Source organism: Salinispira pacifica, from assembly GCF_000507245.1.
Classification (GTDB): Bacteria; Spirochaetota; Spirochaetia; order DSM-27196; family Salinispiraceae; genus Salinispira; species Salinispira pacifica.
Window position 1 is genome coordinate 2,928,752 of sequence record NC_023035.1, and the last position, 19,026, is coordinate 2,947,777.

The following is a 19,026-nucleotide window of genomic DNA, read 5'->3' on the forward strand; positions in this document are numbered from 1 at the left end:
GTTCTAGAAAATCAGATCTACGAGATTGGCCAGAACAAAATCCACCACGCCAAGGGCGATGGCGAAAAGTGCTATGGACACAAGAACAACACGGGTGTTGGATGCAACTTCGTCACGTGTAGGCCATACAACTTTTTTCAACTCTGCGATACTGTCCTTAAAAAACTGAATAATGCGTTTCATTTACTTTCCCTCTACAAAAAATCCCCGGAATCACTGCTGTACTCAGCCGATCTCGGGGTATTTTTGCTCAATTCTTACAGTTTATCACCCGTCGGCGCCGTCGTTCCCCGGCGCAGATAACGATCAGGCCCAGTAGGAATCGAACCTACAACCTTCGGTTTTGGAGACCGACGCTCTGCCAATTGAGCTATAGGCCTGTGTACCGGACAATGCTGCGAAGGACCGGATTGGCACCGGCCCTTCGAAAAAATCATCCAGAGAGCCTCCGATCGGACTTGAACCGATGACCCCCACCTTACCATGGTGGTGCTCTACCGACTGAGCTACAGAGGCATGACTTGAAAATGCTCGCAGAATGTAGCAAATTGGAATCTCTTTGTCAACTAAGGTGCTTACAAAACTGCATTTTGTATCCGCTGACCGAAGATACGGAAATACCCCCTGTCCCGGGAGGACGATATGATTCGACTTCTCCTTTCCGCTCTCATGTTCCTGCAGTTTTTCGTGGTGGGATCATTCAACCCCCTCATCAGCCTCTATCTTACCCGGTTTTTGGGACTTGGAGGCGGTCAGGCAGGGTTGATTATATCCCTGTCCCAGGTATCAATGCTCATCTCACCCCTTCTGGTGGGGCGGATTGCCGGTAAAAAAATCAGCGAACGGCGGCTGCTGATTATCATTTATATTGCAGGAGCGGCTTTGCTGCTGCTTACCTCGGTTCAGAAAGGCTTTGCCGGCATGCTCCTTTCGTTTTTCGCACTGAATCTCATGCTGGGGCCTGCAGTGGGGCTGATGAATGCGGTTACCTTCAAGAGATTACCCGACCCCTCTGCGTTCGGCAGCATTCGGGTATGGGGAACCATCGGCTGGATGGCTGCAGGATGGACCAACGGAGCCCTGGTGCAGCTGTTGCCGGGAATCAGCAGCTCCCTTTCCCTGATCTTCACCCTCCCTGCTCTCGCCTCTCTTCTGTTTACCTTCCTGGCTGTTCTTCTGCCCGGCGGCGGCAGTACCCCAGCCCCGGCCGGAGGATCCGGAAGAAGAAAACGCCCCGGCACCCGGTCTGAAGCAGGGGCCGATACTGCACCCCGTACTCCGCCCCGTACTCCGCCAAATGCCGGCGCCGGCGGCGAAATGAATGACGACACAGCCCTGAAAGACACGGCCGGTCCTGAGAAAGGTGCCCTTGGAACCCTTCTCTCACCGGTGGTCCGGGTGCTGATACTCTGTCATTTTCTGGGAGGCATGCTGGACAGATACTATATTTTCGGCTCTGGTCCCCATCTGGATTTCATGGGAATACCGGAGTCTCTGCTCATGCCCATTCTCAGTCTCGGGCAGGCAACGGAAATCTTCATGCTGCTGATGCTCAAACCCATGCTCAGACGACTGGGCTTTCGAAAAGGTATTTTTGCCGGTTCTCTCTTTCTTGTACTCAGGTATGTTCTGCTGCTCACTGCCACCGGATCTCATGCCGGAGCCCTTCCGGCGGTTGTGCTGGCCATAGCGATGAACGGGCCGGTATTCGCCATGTTTTACACAGCCCTGACAATCTATGTGGATGAACGAACCAGCCCCGGAGACCGGCCTGCGGTACATCAGTACATCGCAATGGTTTTTACCGGCTTTGCGGGATTTTCCGGGAACAGCCTTGCGGGAATCACCTTCAGTAATGTGGAGCAGAACCTTCAGGGCATGCAATCGTTCTGGAGTATTCCGCTGAGCCTGTCCCTTGTTGTGGCGGGGATCATATTTCTGTTTTTCAGGCCCGGGAAACTGAAATCAGCCGGCTGATTTCGCTTTTTCCCGCATGAGGGCGTAGATGTTTCCGAAAGCGTTTGCTCTGCTGGGGGTAAGGTTGGCCCGGATATTAGTATCCTCTCCGAATTTTGAAACCAGGGATTCCGATTCCTCAAGCAGTTCCCGGATGCTCAATCCGTTCAGGGCCTGGATAAGTATGGATAAATACCCCCGCACAACCATGGCATCGCTGGATCCCCGAAACTCTATATGGCCGTCCTCAACGGATTCGGCAACATAGACGTTGGAAACACAGCCCTGCACAAAATTTTCATCGGTTTTTTCTTCCTGAGGGATGGTGGGGATCTCATTTCCCACATCGGTGAGCATGCGGTACATCTCCATCTGGTCCATATCAGCCAGGGCATTCAGCTCCTCGGCCATCTCTTCAAGATATTCACGGGTATCCCCGATTGTTTTCTGCTTCATGGGAAATAGATACTAAAAAAGCGGCGGAATTGCAATCGGATGACATTCTTACATCGTGGCAGCGTGGCGTTCTCACGGCGGGGTTGTGTGATGGGGGGAGATATTGATAGAGCCGGACGCCGGAGGCCGTCCGGCTCATATCAGGTTCAGCGAAAGCTTCCCCAGGTGAAGCGCAGCCCCATCATCGGATAATTAATGCTTCCTTTATATGCGGCGGTTACCGGCAGGAGAAACTGCACACCTGCGAACCCGCTGATCTGAAACCAGTCTGTGAGGGGAAACCCCAATTCCAGATCCAGCTGCCCCAGAAAAGAGAGCGCTCCTCCGCCGTCCAGCAGTTCAGGGAGATGCAATCCTCCGATACCCAGCATTCCGTTTCCTGCAAAGCTGAAGGGACCGATGGTGCTGTAGGATCCCAGCAGCATGCCGCCGAAGCCTCCGGCGGCCTGGTTGCTGCTTACATCAAGAAAGCTGAGACCGAATCCTCCGATCTTGGTCCCGTCACCGTCTATGCCGTAGCCGAAACCACCGCTCTGCTGAAGCGTCCGGGGCTGAAATTCCGAATTGTCCAGACTGCCTGCAAAGGGGCTGTTCACTGCGTAAAATACTCCCCCTCCCCCGTCGGCTGAAACGGGAGCTGCGAAAGCGGCGCACAGCACAAGAACCGCGACGATGAGGCGGCTGTTTCCGGTCAGTATTTGTATATTTCTCATTACATTCCTCCCTGTAACGGATCTGTTTCCGTTGGATCATTATCTCATACCACAGACGTAAAAATCTGTTTTTTCGAACATGCCTGTCATTTTCCTGTATCTGAAACACAGATCGGCAGGAAATGTGTCACATATGAGGGCGAAACATTGTATATTGGAATTATGAGACGACCTGCACGCCGCATCACTGATATTGTAAGCATTCTTGTACGCTACGGATTCAGGGACTGGCTTTCTTCAATCCATATCCGGCCCCGGGGACTGAAGAAGCTGAAACCCGGACGAAGTCCCCGGCAAAGCCGCCCGGAGAGAATCCGTCTGGCAATTGAGGAGATGGGCCCCACCTTTATCAAGTTCGGCCAGCTGCTCTCCATCCGGAAAGATATCATTCCCCAGCCCTATATCCGGGAGCTGAGCCGCCTGCAGGATGATGTTGCCCCCATAGATTCTCAGGAGGCAAAAAACATCCTCGTTGAGGAACTGGGTTCCCAATACAGCATTCTGGAGTTTGAGGAAAAACCCCAGGCCAGCGCATCCATCGCACAGGTACACCGGGTGACCATCAGCGGATACGGTGAAATGGCAGTAAAAATCCAGAGACCGGGAATCGAGCAGATTATTGAGGAAGATATTTCCATTCTCAACTGGATTGCCACCCAGGTGGAACACTACATTCCGGCCCTCAGACCGCTGCAGCCGGTGAACCTGGTGAAGGAATTCGCGAAAACCCTGCGCAAGGAGCTGAACTTCCGGGTTGAAGCCCAGAATATTATCCGCTTTTCACGAAACTTCCGGAACTCAAAGAGCATCAAGGTTCCCAGAGTCTATCCTGATATCAGTACCGAGAAGGTTCTGCTCATGGAGTTCGTGCACGGTCAAAAGCTTTCCCGGCTCCTGCGGGATCCGGAAAGGATGACAGGCGAAGAACGTCACCGGATAGCCAGAGATGGAAGCAGGGCCATCATCGATCAGGTGTTCATTCATGCGTTTTTCCACGCCGACCCCCACCCGGGAAATATTCTGGTACTTCCGGATAACCGGCTCTGTTTTCTGGACTTTGGAATTATGGGTCAGATCAGCCCCAGCGAACAGGAACGGCTGCATCAGGCCATAATCTCTGTTACCAGCAACGACTATGAACGTCTGGCTGAAATTGTGCTGAGCCTGGTGGGGCGAAGCGGCGACGTGGACACCGATGCCTTCCGCACAGAGCTCTTCGAAATCATCGACCAGTACATCAATCTTCCCCTGGAAAACATTCAGGTGAGCACTGCAGTGCAGGAGATCTTCCGCATCATCACCAATCACCATCTGATAATCCCCAGCAAATATCTGCTGATGAACAAAGCAATAATTACCATTGACGGTGTGGCCAAAGAACTTGAGCCGGGCTTCACCCTGGCAGGCCTGATCAGCACGGTGGTCAGGAAGGTTCTCCGTCAGCAGTTCAACCCGAAACGGGCCAGACGGACCATGGTGGAGATTACCAGTGATTATGCCTCCCTGGCGAAGGCTTTTCCCCGGGAAAGCAGGGATATTCTCAGCCAGCTGAGACAGGGGCGGCTGGGCATCCTCTTCAAAATCGAAGGCATTGAACCGCTGAGGAAAACCCTGGATGAACTGGGTTCCCGGCTCATCTACGGAATTATTCTCACCGCCGTGCTGGTAAGTTCCTCGCTGATTTTTTCCTCGGGGCTGCCGCCGCTGTGGAAAGGAGTTCCGGTCATCGGATTGGCGGGATTTGCCATAGCGGGTATTATGGCATTAAACTATGTATTAAACCTTATCCGACATTATTTCAGGGAGCGCTGGAAATAGAGATGGGATGCGGTTTCGGAGGAAGGATGTACAGGAGCTCTGCTGTCAGAAAAAGATACAGTTCCACCGTTGAATGGACCCGTCCCGGGGATGATGTACTCTTTTTCAGATGGAGCAGTTCACCCCGGGATATGTATCATGCCGAACAGATACGCATCCTGCCGGGACAGAGTCTTTTGTGCATCCACAACTCGGTATGTACGGCCATCCTCAAGGAACCCGGCCTGTATGATCTGCAGGGAAACGGCAGGGAGTTCTGGTCAAAAGTGGAAGCGGCCCTGGAAGATACGCCATCCCGGGACGGAGGCCCAGGATCCTCCCCCGCCTTCTTTTTTGCACGCACAGGTGAACTTCCCTCCCAGAGCTGGAACAGCGGAACATATCTCAGGTACGAAGAACCCCGGGAAGGCGTCCGTATGCTGCTCAGACTATTCGGCAGCTACCGGGTGAAACTGGTGAACCCCGACAGCTATTTCGTGAACCTGGGTGAAAATATCGGAATATACTCCCTCTCCCGCTTCAGGAATGCAATGACCAGACGGATGCCCGATATTATTGCCGAGTTCCTGAAAACCGCGGAGCTGAGTCACACAGACTTTGAAGAATCCAGGGAAGATTTATCGGTGAAACTTGAAGAGGTAATGAAACGGGCCTGTACACCCCTGGGGCTGGAAATCTTTGATACCCGTATTGAAGGGATGGTGTATGAAGAAGAGGACAGTTCCCCGGACAGAACTCCCTCAGACAGCGGCAACTCCAGGGTTCGGGAGAAAGAGCCTGCCGAAAGCCCGGTTCCGGAACAGCTGAGTGAACAGCCCCTGGAACATAGTGAGAAAGATGATTCCGACCCGCTGGTTCACAGACTTGAGAGTCTGAAAAAGATGCTTGACCGTAAGCTGATCACCCCGGAAGAATATCAGACGAAAAAGGAAGAGATCCTGGCGAAGCTGTAATGCGCCGGTTCCCGGCTGCCGACCCCAAGCTGCGAAGCTTCCACGGCTGCCCCCACCCGGACAGCGGCGGGCCCGGGCCGGCCGGATTCCCTTGGGTACCCCGCTAAACGGCAACGGCCCCCTGGCCGGCCGGATTCAGGAAGCACCCCGCTAAAACCCCAGACTGGAAAGGATTCCCAGTACAGACGACCGGTATCCCCCTCCGAACAGATTCAGATGGTTCAGCATATGATACAGATTATAGAGATCTCTGCGGGTATGGTACTCCCTATCTACGGGCAGCACCTCCCGGTATCCCCGGTAGAAGGAGGAGGGGAAGCCGCCGAACAGTTCGGTCATGGCAAGATCCGCTTCATTATGCCCGGCGTAGACCGCAGGATCAATGAGCACCCCTTCGCCCCGGCTGCTGAACAGATAGTTTCCGGACCATAAATCGCCGTGGAGCATGGAGGCTTTCGGGCGCCGGGGCAGAAAGTCTCCCAGCCTGTTCATGAGCTGCTTCATCCGTTTCTCCAGGGCGGCATCGGCATACCCGGCTCTCCCGGCAAGTTCCAGCTGGGAGCCCAGCCGCCGGGTACGGAAAAAATCCACCCAGTCCGCCTCAGCCCCGTTGCTCTGGGGGCTCAACCCGATGTAATTGTCCCGGAAAAACCCGTAACCGCCCTCCTGTGAATGACTCCCGGAGAACAGAGAATACAGATCCAGGCTGTGAAGAGTTGCCAGCTCTGCGCCGAACTCAAGGGTCTGTTCCGGGGAGGGACGGCCGGGCTCGATGTAGGCAATGAGAATGCCCGTATCCATTACCCCGTACACTTCGGGAATCCTGAGGCTGCTGCAGCCGGCTTCCCGGGCAGCGGCTTTCAAAGCAAGAAGCCCCAGTGCTTCGGAGCGGAACAGGGACGGTTCCGCCCGGGACTGGTATTTGTACACCAAAGGCGGAAGTGAGGAATGACTGAGGATCAAAGCGCGGTTAATGCAGCCGCCGTGAAGATCCCGGCTGCTGCATTCCCCGGAATCCGAAACGGCTGAATTGGAAATTGTTTTCAAGGCCTCATTCAGGGAGGAGAAACGCAGGCCTTCATCAAGCCCCTGTGACAGTTCATTCAGACCGGAAATGCTCATGTTCGCCCCGCAGTCTCTCCGGATTTCAGGGCATTCAGAATCTGTTCGCTGCTTCGCTCAACAATATCAAACACATCGTCGAACCCGTTCTGACCGCCGTAATAGGGGTCGGGAACATCCATTGAAGCATTTCCCCGGGGATCAAACTCCCGGAACATGTATATGGCCGCAGGATTTTCCGCTCCGGCGGCCATATCCTTGAGCTTGGAATAGTGGCCCCGGTCCATGGCGAAAATCACATCGTAGTATTCCAGATCAGACTGGATAAGTTTCCGTGCGGGATGGGAAAAGGGTACACCCCGCCGTGCTGCGGTACTTCGCATTCTGGGGTCCGCATCCTCTCCCACATGATACCCGTGGGTGCCTGCAGACTCCACTTCGAACTCATGGTTCAGCCCCCGGGTCCGGATAATGTGTTCAAAAACCGCATGGGCCAGAGGGCTTCGGCAGATATTTCCGGTACACACAAAGAGTACCCGTGTAGGATGTGTCATGATAACCTCGCTTATTACATACCGGTGCCAAACCGGTGCAGTATCTTATGTATTATTACCGGGGGTGTATTATTACCGGGGGAAATTAAGGATCACCACCACCCCCATGGACGGGTTGGAGACACTGATCCGCCCCCCATCCCGACGGATAATCCACAGGGGCTCGGCTCCGTTGGGCTCATTCCCCCCTTCCCCGCCCTCAGCAGCGGAACTGTCGTTTCCCATGGTCTCTACGTCGGATCGGGCAAAGGTCTCTTCCATAGCCCCGCGCTCCGTTTCATCAGGGGATCCGTTTGCAGATCCGCCTGCGGTTTCATTTGTGCTGATATTTCCCTGCTGATTCATATTCTGCCCCGGTGTCGCCCCGGGAGCTGAGTCAGCTGCTTCGGTGCTTTCCGGCGAAACCGTTTCCTCACCCAGCTCAGCGGGAACGGAATACCCCCGGGGAATGGAAAAAGCGCTGCGTTGCGAAGAAAGAGATCTTCCGGCCAGTGCCGGAGTCAAATCGAAGAGCAGAGGGGCCAGGGAACCGTGGGCAAAAGGACCCGCGCCTTGTGAGGAAGTTCGGCTGGCATCGGCAGGTGCATTTTTTTCGGTGTTCCAGGAGGACGCCGGGAGATTCATGGAGGGAAATACCATGTATACCTGACGGAACATGGATGAAGATTCATACCTTCCCAGCATGCCCTCCTCGTTTCGGATTACTCCCCGGACAGCAGAACCGTTGACGGTTCCAGAATACACTGCGGCGGAATTCACATAAATATCCAGCTCAAAACTTTCCCCCCGGGAAAATGCCGAGCTTAATCCTGCATCCTGGGCACTCAATTGCAACAGCATAAGTATTCCGAACCACACAGCCTGAATCATGGACTCTCCTCTCCCGGTCCGAATCTCCTGAGAAGTTCATCAACCACCAGATCCAGCAGCTGATTGGGGTTGTTGGAACCTGCATCCAGGATCAGATCCGCAAAATCATAGGAATCATTATCTATATTATACAGTTTCAAATAGCGTTCGTGGTCCTGTCGGTCCCGCTCCCGGGTAAATTCCAGAATTTCATTAATGTCACCACCCTCACGCTGATGAATGCGCTGTACCCGTACTTCATCCGGAGCATGAAGATATACGGTGAGATCCGCAGAGGCACGGGTAAGCCAGATAGCCAGCCGGGAGGCGAGAACACAGTTGCCCTCTTGGGCAAGCTCGACCTGTCTCCGGTCCACGATGCGGTCGACCTCATCGCTTGCGGCTGCCTGTCGCATAATCTCCTTCAGAGAAACACCCCGCTCTTCGGCCAGGCTGCGAAAGGTATAATTTATCAGATTCAGCCCCAGGGTACGGGCAATGAGACTGCTGGTGGTGGTATTTCCGCAGCCGCTCTTTCCGGAGACGGCAATGCAAATGCGTCTTCCCTCTATGGATTTCTTCAATGTTTCTATTTTCGTCATATATCACCTGTGCCGGGGTTCGTCCCCACGGGTATGCCGCTGCCGGTTTCTGTGCCCGGGGTATACGCGGTATCTCTATTACTTTTTTTCCGTTCTGTCTGCCGTTCTGTCTGGCGTTCTGTCTGCCGTTCTGTCTGCCGTTCCGTCTGCCGTTCTTTATTCCGTTCTTTATTCCGGGGAGGCCTGATCGGTGCCTAATCCTTCCGGGACCCTATTCGATATTTCTCAGCTGTTCTCTGATATTTTCCAGGGCATCCTTCATATCAATAACCGCAGCGGATATTTCCTTCAACAGATTTTTTGAGCCGATGGTATTGGTCTCCCGGTTCATCTCCTGGCAGAGGAAATCCAGCCGCTTCCCCACCGCACCTCCCCGGTTGAATTCATCGGTGAACTGCTGAATATGAGCCTGAAGACGGCTGATCTCCTCGTTAATGGAGTGCTTAACCAGAAGAGAGGCCAGTTCGGTGAGAATCCGGTCCTCTTCAATTCTGTCTCCAAGCACTTCCTGAAAGCGGCTTCGCAGCTGAGTGTTAATATGACTCTCGATCCGGCTTTCTTCATTCCGGATCACCTGGAAGGAATTTCCGAAACGCTGGAGCTGCTCCATAATGTCCCTGGCTGTGGACTCACCTTCACGCTGTCTGCTTTCATTAAACTCGGTCAGGGCCTGGCTGAAGGTGCTGCGGATAATCGGCAGCACATCTTCCTGATCCCGCTGCTTTTCCAGTTTGATAATCCCGTCAAACGCCATAAGATCCGAAAGGGAGGGCCTGTTTTTCAGGCGGTAGCGGCGTTTCAGCTGATTCATCGCATCCACCAGGGCTTCGGCCTGGGAGTCATCGATTCGCACCCGGGTCTGTTCGGCCCCGGACTGGAGGCGCAGATACACTTCCACCCGCCCCCGGCTGATATGGGTTTTCAGTTCATCCCGAAGCTCCTGCTCAAGTCTTCCAAGGGTGGAGGGCAGGGAGATCTGGGGATCCAGATATCGGTTGTTGTATCCCTTTATTTCAATGCTGAGGGTGAGGTTCTCGCTGCTGTACTCCCGGCTGGCATAGCCGGTCATGCTGTGTATCATCGGTTCTCCTGGTGAGGCTGCTGATCCGCCGGGATGCAGAACGCCATTTGCTCTCCGGCGGAACGGGAAGCTGTGTGTCAGCTGCTGCGGGCTTCAAGGGCATTCAGCACCATTCGGCCCACACGCCAGTTGTCCCCCGCTCCCATGGTAACAAAAATATCACCGGACTGCAGATGTTTTTGGGCAAACTCTGCGGCTCCGGAAAAGTCCGGTATGTAGTGAACATGGGAATGATTCCGGGAAACCGCTTCTGCGAGATCCTCCCCCCGAATGCCCCAGCGGTTTTCTTCCCGTGCTGAAGCATAAATATCATTCAGAACAAGAACGTCCGCAGCCTGAAAGCATTGGGCGAACTCATCCTTCAGGGCAAAGGTCCGGCTGTAGGTGTGGGACATGAAATCCACAACAATCCGCCTGCCGGGATAAAAGTCCCGGAACCCCTGGAGTGTACCGGCGATTGCCCGGGGATGGTGGGCGTAGTCGTCAATTATGGTGATTCCTTTCGCCTGCCCCACCACCTCGCTGCGCCGTGTGGTTCCGGTGAACTGGCCCAGAGCGTCGGAAAGATCGTCAAACCCGATGCTTCCCGCAGACTCACCGCCAAGGGAGACTATGGACTCAAGAAGAGCCAGGGCGCCGGCAGCATTCAGCACCGAGTGAACCCCGGGATACTGGAGGCGGATATCCCTTCTGGCGGGTTCGCCGCTCACCGGCCTGCCTACGGAGTCAGGATTCCTCGGCTGAACTGCACCGGGTACACGCTCAAGAGTGAAACTCTGGCTTCCGGACTCCACCCGGTGATTACTGATGCGGTAACTTCTCAATGGTTCAAGTTCGGTTTCACCTGAACTGAACCCGTAGGGAATGTAGTTCAGCCCGGGATTGCCCGATGCATAGGACTCCACGGTCTGTTTTGCCCCTGGATCGTCGGCACAGTACACCACAGTACCTCCCGGGGGAAGCTTTTCCATGAGCTGGGTGAAGGCAAAACGCACATCAGCTTCATTTTCGAAATAATCCAGATGATCCGCTTCGATACTGGTAATCAGACACACCTGGGGATTGAAGTTCAAAAAGTGCCGGCGGTACTCGCAGGTTTCTGCCACAAAAAAATCGTTCCCCCCGCTGTAGGTGGGACTTCCCTGAAAATTGCTCACACCGCTTCCCACCAGAACCTTGGCGGGAAGTTCCAGCCGGCGGATCATGGTTCCGATCATGGCGGTGGTTGTGGTTTTTCCGTGCACCCCCGCAACTGCCGCAAACGGAATACTCCGGGAATACGCCGCAAGAGCCGCAGAATATTCCATCATGGGGAGTTCCAGGGTGAGAACCCGCTGGAGTTCAGGATGGGTTTGGGGATCGTATGCGGAAGAATAGATGATCAGCTCCGCATCGTACGGAACCTGATTGGCATCGAATCCCTGAAACACCGGAATACTGTTTTTTTTCAGAATTGCATCAGTATAGAACTGATCCGCCACATCGGAACCGGAAACTTCAGCCCCTTCGTGTACCAGAAGCTCGGCAAGGGCGGCCATCCCCGTACCCTTGATGCCGATCATATATATTTTTACCTGTGATAGTCTGCCCGACTGGAGTGTCATGCATGTATCTTACGAAAATCAGGTTGCTTTGGCAATAATTGTCCTGAGAATCTCCTGCATGGGCTCACGGGCGATCAGTTCACGGCTCCGGGGCCGGGGGGCGTCCACGCTGAAGCGCTGAATAATCCGGGCGGGACGGCTGCTGAGAAGAATTATCTCATCCGCCAGAAGCAGGGCTTCCTCGGGATCATGGGTCACAAGGATATATCCGGGCTGATGCTCTTCCACGTAATTCTGGAACCATTCATGCATTCTGCTTCGGGTTAGATAATCAAGCCGGGAAAACGGCTCATCCAACAGGAAAAAATCCTGGCGGAACATGCAGCTCCGCATAAACGAGGCTCTTTGCCTCATGCCTCCTGAAAGCTGTTCGGGAAAATGGCTGCCGAAGCCTTCCAGGCCGAATTGGTCCAGCTGGTTCAGAACGCTCCGCCGGGCGTCCCGGGCCTTTTGCCCTTTGAGAATCAGGGGGAGGGCAATATTATCCGCCACGGTTTTCCATGGGAGGAGCAGGTCATCCTGCTGCATGTAGCTGATCCAGCCCTGGCGGTTGAGTACGCTCCGGCCCTGGAACCGCACCTCTCCCTGCTCGGGGCTGAGCAGTCCTGCAAGAATGTGGAGAAGCGTGCTTTTCCCGCAGCCGCTGGGTCCCAGCACCGCAGCCGAGCTGCCCCGGGGTACCGACAGGTGAATATTTTCCAGCACCTTCAGTCCGCCGTAGTAGTAATCCAGATCCCGGACATCAATGCCCGGGACCGGATTATCTGAATTATTTCGGGAGATATTCATTCGTGAAGCTCGCTTCAACATCCAACTCCCTGTTGATCAGCTGATTTTCATAGAGCCAGTCTGCATACCTGCTCCATACAATGCTCCGCATTTCTCCCCAGCGGGGTGCTTCCGCAATAAATTCATCTTTCAGAAACTCAAGGCTCTGAACCGCCAGTTCGGCGGGAATTTCCGGGACCGCATCCACCAGAAGTTCGCCGGCTTCCAGGGGGTTTTCCACGGCATACTCATAGCCCCGGGAAAGAGCAGTCAGAAATGCACGTGCGGTGTCGCCCCGCTCCTCCAGGAGAGTTTCAGAAGCGATAATTACCGGAGTGTAGTAGTCGAACACCTGGTTGAGCTCGGCCAGATCAAGATAGTTCAGGGGAACGTCCCGAATCTCCGCTTCCACAAGAGTCCAGCCTTCAAACACCCAGGAAAAATCGACTTCCCGGTCGGTGGCTGCGAAGAAATCTGCCGATCCGCTGTTCAGCAGGGTGATATCATCCAGGGACAATCCCTCAGCCTCCAGAAGAGTCTCCAGCATGGCGGTTTCCACCGGGGATCCCCAGCCTCCGTAGGTCATCCCTTCAAGATCGGCTATGGTCTCTATTCCACGGTCTGCGGGGGAGGCAAAACCTGATGTGTTATGCTGAATCACCGCCGCCAGGGCCACCACGGGAAGTTCATCCTCACCGGTACGGGCAAATGTCACCGATTCCTGGTAGGAATATCCGAAGTCGGCCTTGCCGATTGCCACCAGACTTTCCGCACTGGCCTCCGAGGGCTGAATAATTTCAACATCCAGGCCGGCTTCTTCAAAAAATCCAAGGTCACGGGCAACATATGCACCGATGTGATTGGTGTTTGGTACCCAATCCAGGGTCAGAACAATTTTTTCCGGTTCCGAAATATCTCCGGAATTCCGGTCCCCTGCTCCTTCGCTGCCGCCGGAAGCCCAGAGGGACGCCGCGGCGATACCCGCTATCAAGAAAACAATGATGTGTCGATATGTACCTTTTCGCATATCTTTACTCCTTTAAAATTTTGCAGATTCATGCTGCATGGTTGTGCTGCGTTGAGTTATTTCGTTTGTCATACTTCTCACTTTCGTGCGTCTCACACCGCCGGCTCGGCCGTTCTGTTCTCACGGCGGTAGGGCAGAAACAGGTATTCCATCAGCTTTACCAGAAGAAAAAATCCTGCACTGAGAAGCATGATCATCAGAATTGCTGCGAACACCCTGCTGGCGGCAAATGATTTCTGACTCCTGATCAGATACACTCCCAGCCCGGAACTGCCTCCCAGCCATTCGCCGATCACCGCCCCCATAATGGAATAGGTTGCAGCGATCCGCATTCCCGCGAAGAACGCCGGCAAGGTACCGGGAAGCTTCACATGCCGGTAGATCTGCAGCCTTCCGGCCCCCATGCTCTTCATCAGCTCGATGTAATCCCTGTCCAGGGCGCTGAAACTTTTCAGCAGATTCACCAGGATGGGAAAAAAACATACCAGCACCACCGCAAGAATTTTGGGCACGATCCCGAAACCGAACCACAGAATGAACAGAGGTGCCACCGCAATAAGCGGAATGGTCTGACTGGCAACCGCCATGGGGTAAAACAGATGGTAGAGAAGGTTCAGACTATCCATGAGAAGGGCAAACAGCAGTGCTGCCGCCACCGCAATGAACAGCCCCAGCCCCGCAGCGTGAAGCGTGCTCACGGAATGCTCCATGAGCACAGGAAACACCTCCACAAACGAGCGCACAATTGCGTAGGGTCCCGGAAGAACATAGGGGGGCAGCAGAGGCGAAAGCAACTGCCATCCTGCAATCAGAAGCAGCAGAATTCCTGTGGGCAGCAGAAAGCGCAGAAGCCGGGAATCAGGAATACTTGGCCATTTTTTCTTCATAGGCCACCCCCCGGGTTTTGTAATCGATTTTCACGTAGGAAACGATGCGCTCAGCTCCCTCTTTCACGCATATCTGCTGTGCTTCCTTCACCAGTTCAAGGAGAGAAGTGAGGGGTCCCTGAATGGTGGTTTCCATGGGACCAACCCAGTATTTGAATCCTGAGGCGGCGATGTGGGCGATCACCTTATCTATAACCGGGTACAGCCGCTCATCATCGACCCTGGGAAGGACCTGCAGGCTGAGATGAATATCCGGCTCATTGGATGGGGCCGCGGCATGAGAGTCATGAGGTTCCATATTTCATTTCCTTCGGGGATGAAGGAAGAATTCCGGCAGGCACAAAAAAACCCAACAGCTGTTGGGGGATTCGTGTGAGCAGATACAGCGGTTTTTCGCTGCATCAGACCTTTGCGGGCCCTACGCTGGCATTATCCAGATCAGGTCACGGGTCGAAGCATTGCTTCCTCTCAGCCGGTACTATCCAGCTCCCCTTGCTATGTTATGCATACCCTACTGCCGAGGCCGAAATATGTCAAGCTTCGGCAGGAACGCTTACTGCAATTTGAAGGTAATACTCTTAGTCTTGAAAAGTTTCAGCACATTTCCGCTGAATCTCCGGGTTGTGTCCTTCACCTCAAGCCGTTTTCCGTGAAGCTTTCCGCTTGAGGAGTGAAGTTCCACCCCGTCGAACTCATCGTACAGAAAAAACGATATGCGGACCGGGCCGAAGCCCTGAAGCAGATGCTCCAGATACAGCTGCAGGGTGGTCTCTTTTTTACCTTTTCCCCCGCCCTGCCTTCGCACATGCGCCTTGATGCTGATCTCCGTCTGGTTGGCCCGGGTGTATCCGCCGGTCAGACCGTCATCGCTCACATAACGGTACTCCAGGGTTGCCCTGGAACCGGCGCGCATGATTACATGAAATTCCACGTTGCTGATGTCGCTCTGGTTCGTTTTGGGTTCCTTGTGAAGCATGGGAATAATGCTGTCCTCCCGGAAGAACAGCGGCGTGGACTCATCATCCAGGGAACACTGAATCCATCGCCCCCCCTTTTTCCAGCTGCCGTCTCCGGCATCGAACCACCCCGGAAACGTATGTTCACCCTCAACCTGAGCCGGAAGATACACTTTCCGTTTCTGCTGGTTCTCCATGGTTGACGGCGCCTGAAGAATAGAAGGCCCCACCATGAACGCATCGCCGATATTCCAGCTTTCCTCCATGCTATCCGGAAAATGGTACCAGAGAGGGGCAAGAATCGCTCCCCCGTGAAGTTCCTGTTCAATGTGCAGGTTATACAGATACGGCAGCAGCCGGTATCTGAGTCGGATAAAACGGGATACGATGTTTCTCACCCTGGATCCGAATTTCCAGGGCTCCTGGTGAGCGGTGCCCTTGCAGGAATGATTGCGCAAAAACGGCTGAAGGAATGCGGACTTGTACCAGTCTATCATCAGCTTCGCATCTGCATCTTCAATAAAGCCCGGAACATCCGCCCCCCAGAAGGGAATCCCGGAGAGGCCCAGGTTCATTCCGGTTTTAATGGTCTGTGCAAGATGATGGTAGTTGCTTGCATTGTCTCCCAGCCATACCGCCGCATAACGGGAAGTACCGGGGCTGCCGCTGCGGCTGAGAATAAATGGACGCAGATCAGGCGCATGCCGTTGGAACCCCTCCCGGCTGGCCTTCTGCATTCCCAGGGCATAGGAATTATGAAAGTAGCCGTGGGGCAGACGGCCGTTCTGAAAACGCATATCTTCCGGGGAGGCGTCCCCGGTTGCCGGATCATTCATATCCAGCCATATCCCCTCTATTCCCAGATCCGCAAGGACAGACACCTTCTTCGCCCACCAGTCCCGAGTTTCAGCCAGGGAAAAATCCGGGAACACCGTTTCACCGGGCCATACATAGCCCACATACTCACCCCCTGCGCTGTTTTTACAGAACAATTCCTGTGTGCTGCCCTCCTGATACGGCGGGTAGCCGGGATCGAGCTTCACCCCCGGGTCAATAATCGGCACCACCCGATGACCGTGGGATTGAAGACGGTCAATCTCCGCACCGGGATCCGGGAAAAGATCAGGGTCGAAACTGAATACCCGGTACCCGTCCATATAGTCAATATCCAGCCACAGACCGTCATTGGGAATGCCGTACTTCCGGAATTGCTCCCTTACCTGATTCAGATCATCAGGACCAGCATAGCCCCAACGGCTCTGGTGATGCCCCAGACTCCACAGCGGAGGCCGGGGGTGGGTGCCCAAAAGGCGGTGAAACTGACGGGTCACCTGCTCAGGGGTATCGCCGGCAATAAAAAAGAGCACTGGAGCCCCGTCTTCGGCTGCGATAAACAGCTGTTGGTCCGTATCTGCACTGTCCATGATTTCGATATGGGGGTTGCTCCCCAGCGCCATCCAGCTTCTGTACAGATTGTGGGAGAACACTCCAAGCCAGCCCCCAGGGCTGTGGATCAGCACATAGGGAATGGAAATATACATGGGATCAGGTTCGCCGCTGATCACCTGCTGCCAGGGAAAATCTCCCAGCACATCGGTATTTCGAAACCCCACCCTTCTGCCGCTGAACTCCGGGCCGCCGTTCTTTTCCCCCAGGCCGTAAAACCGGTATTCCGGATGAGAACGGAAATTCACAATCCATGAGCGCAGATCTTCTCCCCCCACCCCAATGGGACCGGCATCCAGAATGGCAGCACCCCGCCAAAGCAGGGAAAAGCCGCCGCTGCATGGTACCGCCGACGCCTGATCCGGGTCTTCACCGCTATGCTGAACCAGCTCAAGCTCCGGGTGAGCATCCCCGCCGGCGGCCCCTGAAGGAGCATTCGTCTCCGTGAGATCCAGAGTTTGAAACTCCGGCAGTGCGGAAGGGGAAAAATCGATGATCGCCGGCTCACTCTGCCAGCGTTCATCGCTGACCTCCAGGGCCAGAAGGGAAGCGCCAGCCCGATACCAGGACTGTTTCAGTTCAGAATGCTGATCGTAGCGGAAATTCCGGGGTGAAGGCGTCTTGGATACATACATGATACCCGGAGCATACGGCAGCAGGGGGTGGGGGTCAACACAGAATTGCCCGAAGCAAACAAAATGCTGAAAACCTGCCGAAGCCTTTGCCCCTGTTCCTGCCGGGAACTATATTTTATGGTATGAAGGATCTGTACGGACGTTTAGCTGAGGGGCTCATTACCGTTCTCAGCGGTGCCGGCATCAGCACCGATTCGGGTATTCCCGATTACCGCGGGGAAGACCGTACCCGGGCCAGGAAACACGACGGTGATTCGGGCCCGGTTACATATAAACAATTCATGGGCAGTGCGGACAAACGGCGCCACTACTGGGCCCGCAGCGCCCTTGGCTGGCCGTGGATCCGCTCACGAGAGCCCAACCGGGCCCATCGCATTCTCAGCCGCCTGGAAGAAGCGGAACACATTAACGGCATCATAACCCAGAACGTGGATGACCTGCATTTCAAGGCTGGAAGCCGCAACGTTATAGAACTCCACGGAAATCTGAAACAGGTGAAATGCATGGGGTGCGGCGGAATGAGCAGCCGGGATGAACTGCAGGAGAGAATGCTTCTTGATAATCCCCCATGGAAACGCCTCAGCAGCGACTATTCCCCCGACGGCGATGCCCTTCTTTCCGAAGATGTGACCCGGGAGTTTCGCACCCCCGGCTGCCCCGCATGCGGGGGTATCCTCAAGCCGGATGTGGTATTTTTCGGCGAAAACGTACCTCGGACACGGGTTCAAAGCTGCTATGCCCTGGTGGATGAGTGCGACCTGCTTCTGGTGCTGGGCAGCTCCCTTGCTGTTCGCTCGGGCCTTCGCTTCGTGGAACACGCAAAAAACACCGGAAAACCGGTAATCATCGTAAACCGGGGAACCACCCGGGGTGACGCTTCGGCTGATCTCAAGGTGGATACATCCATCACACAATGGCTGGAGACCCACCTGGCTGAACCGGAAATTTCACCCCGGGCCTGATATATTTATCTGAAGAATGCAGCCGGGGAGACTCCGGCGGCACACGGGAGGTTCGGATGAATATTCGTAGAATTATGCTGATGATTCTGATGTTTTCCATAATTCCGGCTCTTGCACTGAGTGCTCAAAGCGGAGAGGATTCCTCAGATCAGGATGAAGAAAAGCAGGATGTCATTACACTCAGAAACCAGGCGGGTATTGCAGTATCTGCGGGTTCGGTTCTTCTCAGCCCGGATATCGCAATCCTCTACCGGCCGGGATTCTGGGGTGTCGGAGCGGGGGTGAAAGGGTACGCGGGACTCGCTCTGGGTGACGCCTACATTGTGCCCTACGCCACCACCGAGCTGGGCTGGTTTTCCGCTGACCTGGGCATAAGCCTGAGAGTCAGGGAGAGCAACATCAACAGCGTATCCTATGAAGGAGAGGATCTGCCGCTGTACATATCCGCAGGGCTTCACCCTTCATTCAAGCTGGGACCGGGAAAGCTCATGCTGGGAGCAAGCTTCGATCTGGCAATGACGGATGTGCCGGTTGTTGAAAGCGAAGATGCCCTGGAAAGCTTTTTCGCCACCCTCATCGTAGCTATATTCAGTATTTTCAAGGTTGAAGGGGATATCGGCTACCGCATCTCATTTTAAAACACCGCTTTCATGATCGTCTCTGCCCACTCTCCCGCCGGTCCGCGGTACAGATCCAT

Annotated in this window: 19 protein-coding genes, 2 tRNA genes and 1 riboswitch; of the genes, 5 read left to right on the forward strand and 16 right to left on the reverse strand. The window is 54.6% G+C overall.

All coding sequences use genetic code 11. The annotated features are described in order from the left end of the window. Positions 1–3: 3 nt before the first annotated feature. The 3 genes from secE to L21SP2_RS12800 form a co-directional block, all read right to left on the reverse strand. A complete protein-coding gene (secE, locus tag L21SP2_RS12790) occupies positions 4–183 on the reverse strand; it encodes a preprotein translocase subunit SecE (protein WP_024268960.1) in 180 nt (59 codons plus the stop codon). Between the two features lie 124 nt (positions 184–307). After that, a tRNA-Trp gene (locus L21SP2_RS12795) sits at positions 308–380 on the reverse strand. A gap of 63 nt (positions 381–443) precedes the next feature. Further along, a tRNA-Thr gene (locus L21SP2_RS12800) sits at positions 444–516 on the reverse strand. A 126-nt stretch (positions 517–642) separates the two neighbouring features. Here L21SP2_RS12800 and L21SP2_RS12805 point away from each other — a divergent pair. After that, positions 643–1,977 carry an MFS transporter gene (locus L21SP2_RS12805; protein ID WP_024268961.1) on the forward strand — a complete coding sequence of 445 codons (1,335 nt, stop codon included), beginning with the start codon at positions 643–645 and terminating at the stop codon, positions 1,975–1,977. Here the strand turns inward: L21SP2_RS12805 and L21SP2_RS12810 are convergent. Both L21SP2_RS12810 and L21SP2_RS12815 read right to left on the reverse strand, forming a co-directional pair. Beyond that, a complete protein-coding gene (locus tag L21SP2_RS12810) occupies positions 1,966–2,412 on the reverse strand; it encodes a SufE family protein (RefSeq protein WP_024268962.1) in 447 nt (148 codons plus the stop codon). The genes L21SP2_RS12805 and L21SP2_RS12810 overlap by 12 nt on opposite strands. A 146-nt stretch (positions 2,413–2,558) precedes the next feature. After that, positions 2,559–3,125, reverse strand: coding sequence for a hypothetical protein (locus L21SP2_RS12815; protein ID WP_024268963.1), 567 nt, complete (start codon positions 3,123–3,125; stop codon positions 2,559–2,561). A 162-nt stretch (positions 3,126–3,287) separates the two neighbouring features. Between L21SP2_RS12815 and L21SP2_RS12820 the strand changes: the two genes are divergently transcribed. Together L21SP2_RS12820 and L21SP2_RS12825 are read left to right on the forward strand one after the other, a co-directional pair. Continuing rightward, the gene (locus tag L21SP2_RS12820; RefSeq protein ID WP_144083006.1) at positions 3,288–4,943 is read left to right on the forward strand and encodes an ABC1 kinase family protein; all 1,656 of its coding nucleotides are present in this window, start codon (positions 3,288–3,290) and stop codon (positions 4,941–4,943) included. A 26-nt stretch (positions 4,944–4,969) separates the two neighbouring features. Continuing rightward, positions 4,970–5,896 carry an SHOCT domain-containing protein gene (locus L21SP2_RS12825; RefSeq protein WP_024268965.1) on the forward strand — a complete coding sequence of 309 codons (927 nt, stop codon included), beginning with the start codon at positions 4,970–4,972 and terminating at the stop codon, positions 5,894–5,896. Between the two features lie 150 nt (positions 5,897–6,046). Here L21SP2_RS12825 and L21SP2_RS12830 read toward each other — a convergent pair whose 3' ends face one another. The 11 genes from L21SP2_RS12830 to L21SP2_RS12880 form a co-directional block, all read right to left on the reverse strand. After that, entirely contained in the window at positions 6,047–7,018 is a 972-nt protein-coding gene (locus L21SP2_RS12830) for a fructosamine kinase family protein (RefSeq protein WP_024268966.1), read from the reverse strand. After that, positions 7,015–7,512, reverse strand: a complete 498-nt coding sequence (locus L21SP2_RS12835; RefSeq protein WP_041401587.1) for a low molecular weight protein-tyrosine-phosphatase — start codon at positions 7,510–7,512, stop codon at positions 7,015–7,017. The genes L21SP2_RS12830 and L21SP2_RS12835 overlap by 4 nt, the downstream gene beginning before the upstream one ends. A gap of 72 nt (positions 7,513–7,584) precedes the next feature. Next, complete coding sequence (locus L21SP2_RS12840) at positions 7,585–8,382, reverse strand: hypothetical protein (protein ID WP_024268968.1); 798 nt, start codon at positions 8,380–8,382, stop codon at positions 7,585–7,587. Further along, complete coding sequence (cmk, locus tag L21SP2_RS12845) at positions 8,379–8,963, reverse strand: (d)CMP kinase (protein WP_024268969.1); 585 nt, start codon at positions 8,961–8,963, stop codon at positions 8,379–8,381. The genes L21SP2_RS12840 and cmk overlap by 4 nt, the downstream gene beginning before the upstream one ends. A gap of 211 nt (positions 8,964–9,174) precedes the next feature. Continuing rightward, entirely contained in the window at positions 9,175–10,044 is an 870-nt protein-coding gene (locus tag L21SP2_RS12850; protein ID WP_024268971.1) for a YicC/YloC family endoribonuclease, read from the reverse strand. Positions 10,045–10,121: 77 nt separating this feature from the next. Beyond that, the gene (murC, locus tag L21SP2_RS12855) at positions 10,122–11,606 is read right to left on the reverse strand and encodes a UDP-N-acetylmuramate--L-alanine ligase (protein ID WP_024268972.1); all 1,485 of its coding nucleotides are present in this window, start codon (positions 11,604–11,606) and stop codon (positions 10,122–10,124) included. 60 nt (positions 11,607–11,666) lie between these two features. Further along, positions 11,667–12,437 (reverse strand): ABC transporter ATP-binding protein, encoded by a 771-nt coding sequence (locus L21SP2_RS12860; RefSeq protein ID WP_024268973.1) that lies wholly within the window; start codon positions 12,435–12,437, stop codon positions 11,667–11,669. Then, complete coding sequence (locus L21SP2_RS12865; RefSeq protein WP_024268974.1) at positions 12,418–13,443, reverse strand: ABC transporter substrate-binding protein; 1,026 nt, start codon at positions 13,441–13,443, stop codon at positions 12,418–12,420. Before L21SP2_RS12865 ends, L21SP2_RS12860 begins: the two co-directional genes overlap by 20 nt. Positions 13,444–13,535: 92 nt before the next feature. Then, positions 13,536–14,330, reverse strand: a complete 795-nt coding sequence (locus L21SP2_RS12870; protein WP_024268975.1) for an ABC transporter permease — start codon at positions 14,328–14,330, stop codon at positions 13,536–13,538. Continuing rightward, entirely contained in the window at positions 14,302–14,628 is a 327-nt protein-coding gene (locus L21SP2_RS12875; RefSeq protein ID WP_024268976.1) for a thiamine-binding protein, read from the reverse strand. Before L21SP2_RS12875 ends, L21SP2_RS12870 begins: the two co-directional genes overlap by 29 nt. A gap of 99 nt (positions 14,629–14,727) precedes the next feature. Then, a riboswitch (TPP riboswitch) is annotated at positions 14,728–14,833 on the reverse strand. A 50-nt stretch (positions 14,834–14,883) separates the two neighbouring features. Further along, positions 14,884–17,367, reverse strand: a complete 2,484-nt coding sequence (locus L21SP2_RS12880; RefSeq protein WP_024268977.1) for a glycoside hydrolase family 31 protein — start codon at positions 17,365–17,367, stop codon at positions 14,884–14,886. 122 nt (positions 17,368–17,489) lie between these two features. Here L21SP2_RS12880 and L21SP2_RS12885 point away from each other — a divergent pair, with 122 nt between their 5' ends. Next, positions 17,490–18,329 carry an NAD-dependent protein deacetylase gene (locus tag L21SP2_RS12885; protein ID WP_053335700.1) on the forward strand — a complete coding sequence of 280 codons (840 nt, stop codon included), beginning with the start codon at positions 17,490–17,492 and terminating at the stop codon, positions 18,327–18,329. A gap of 56 nt (positions 18,330–18,385) precedes the next feature. Next, entirely contained in the window at positions 18,386–18,967 is a 582-nt protein-coding gene (locus L21SP2_RS12890) for a hypothetical protein (RefSeq protein WP_024268979.1), read from the forward strand. Positions 18,968–19,026: the final 59 nt, after the last annotated feature.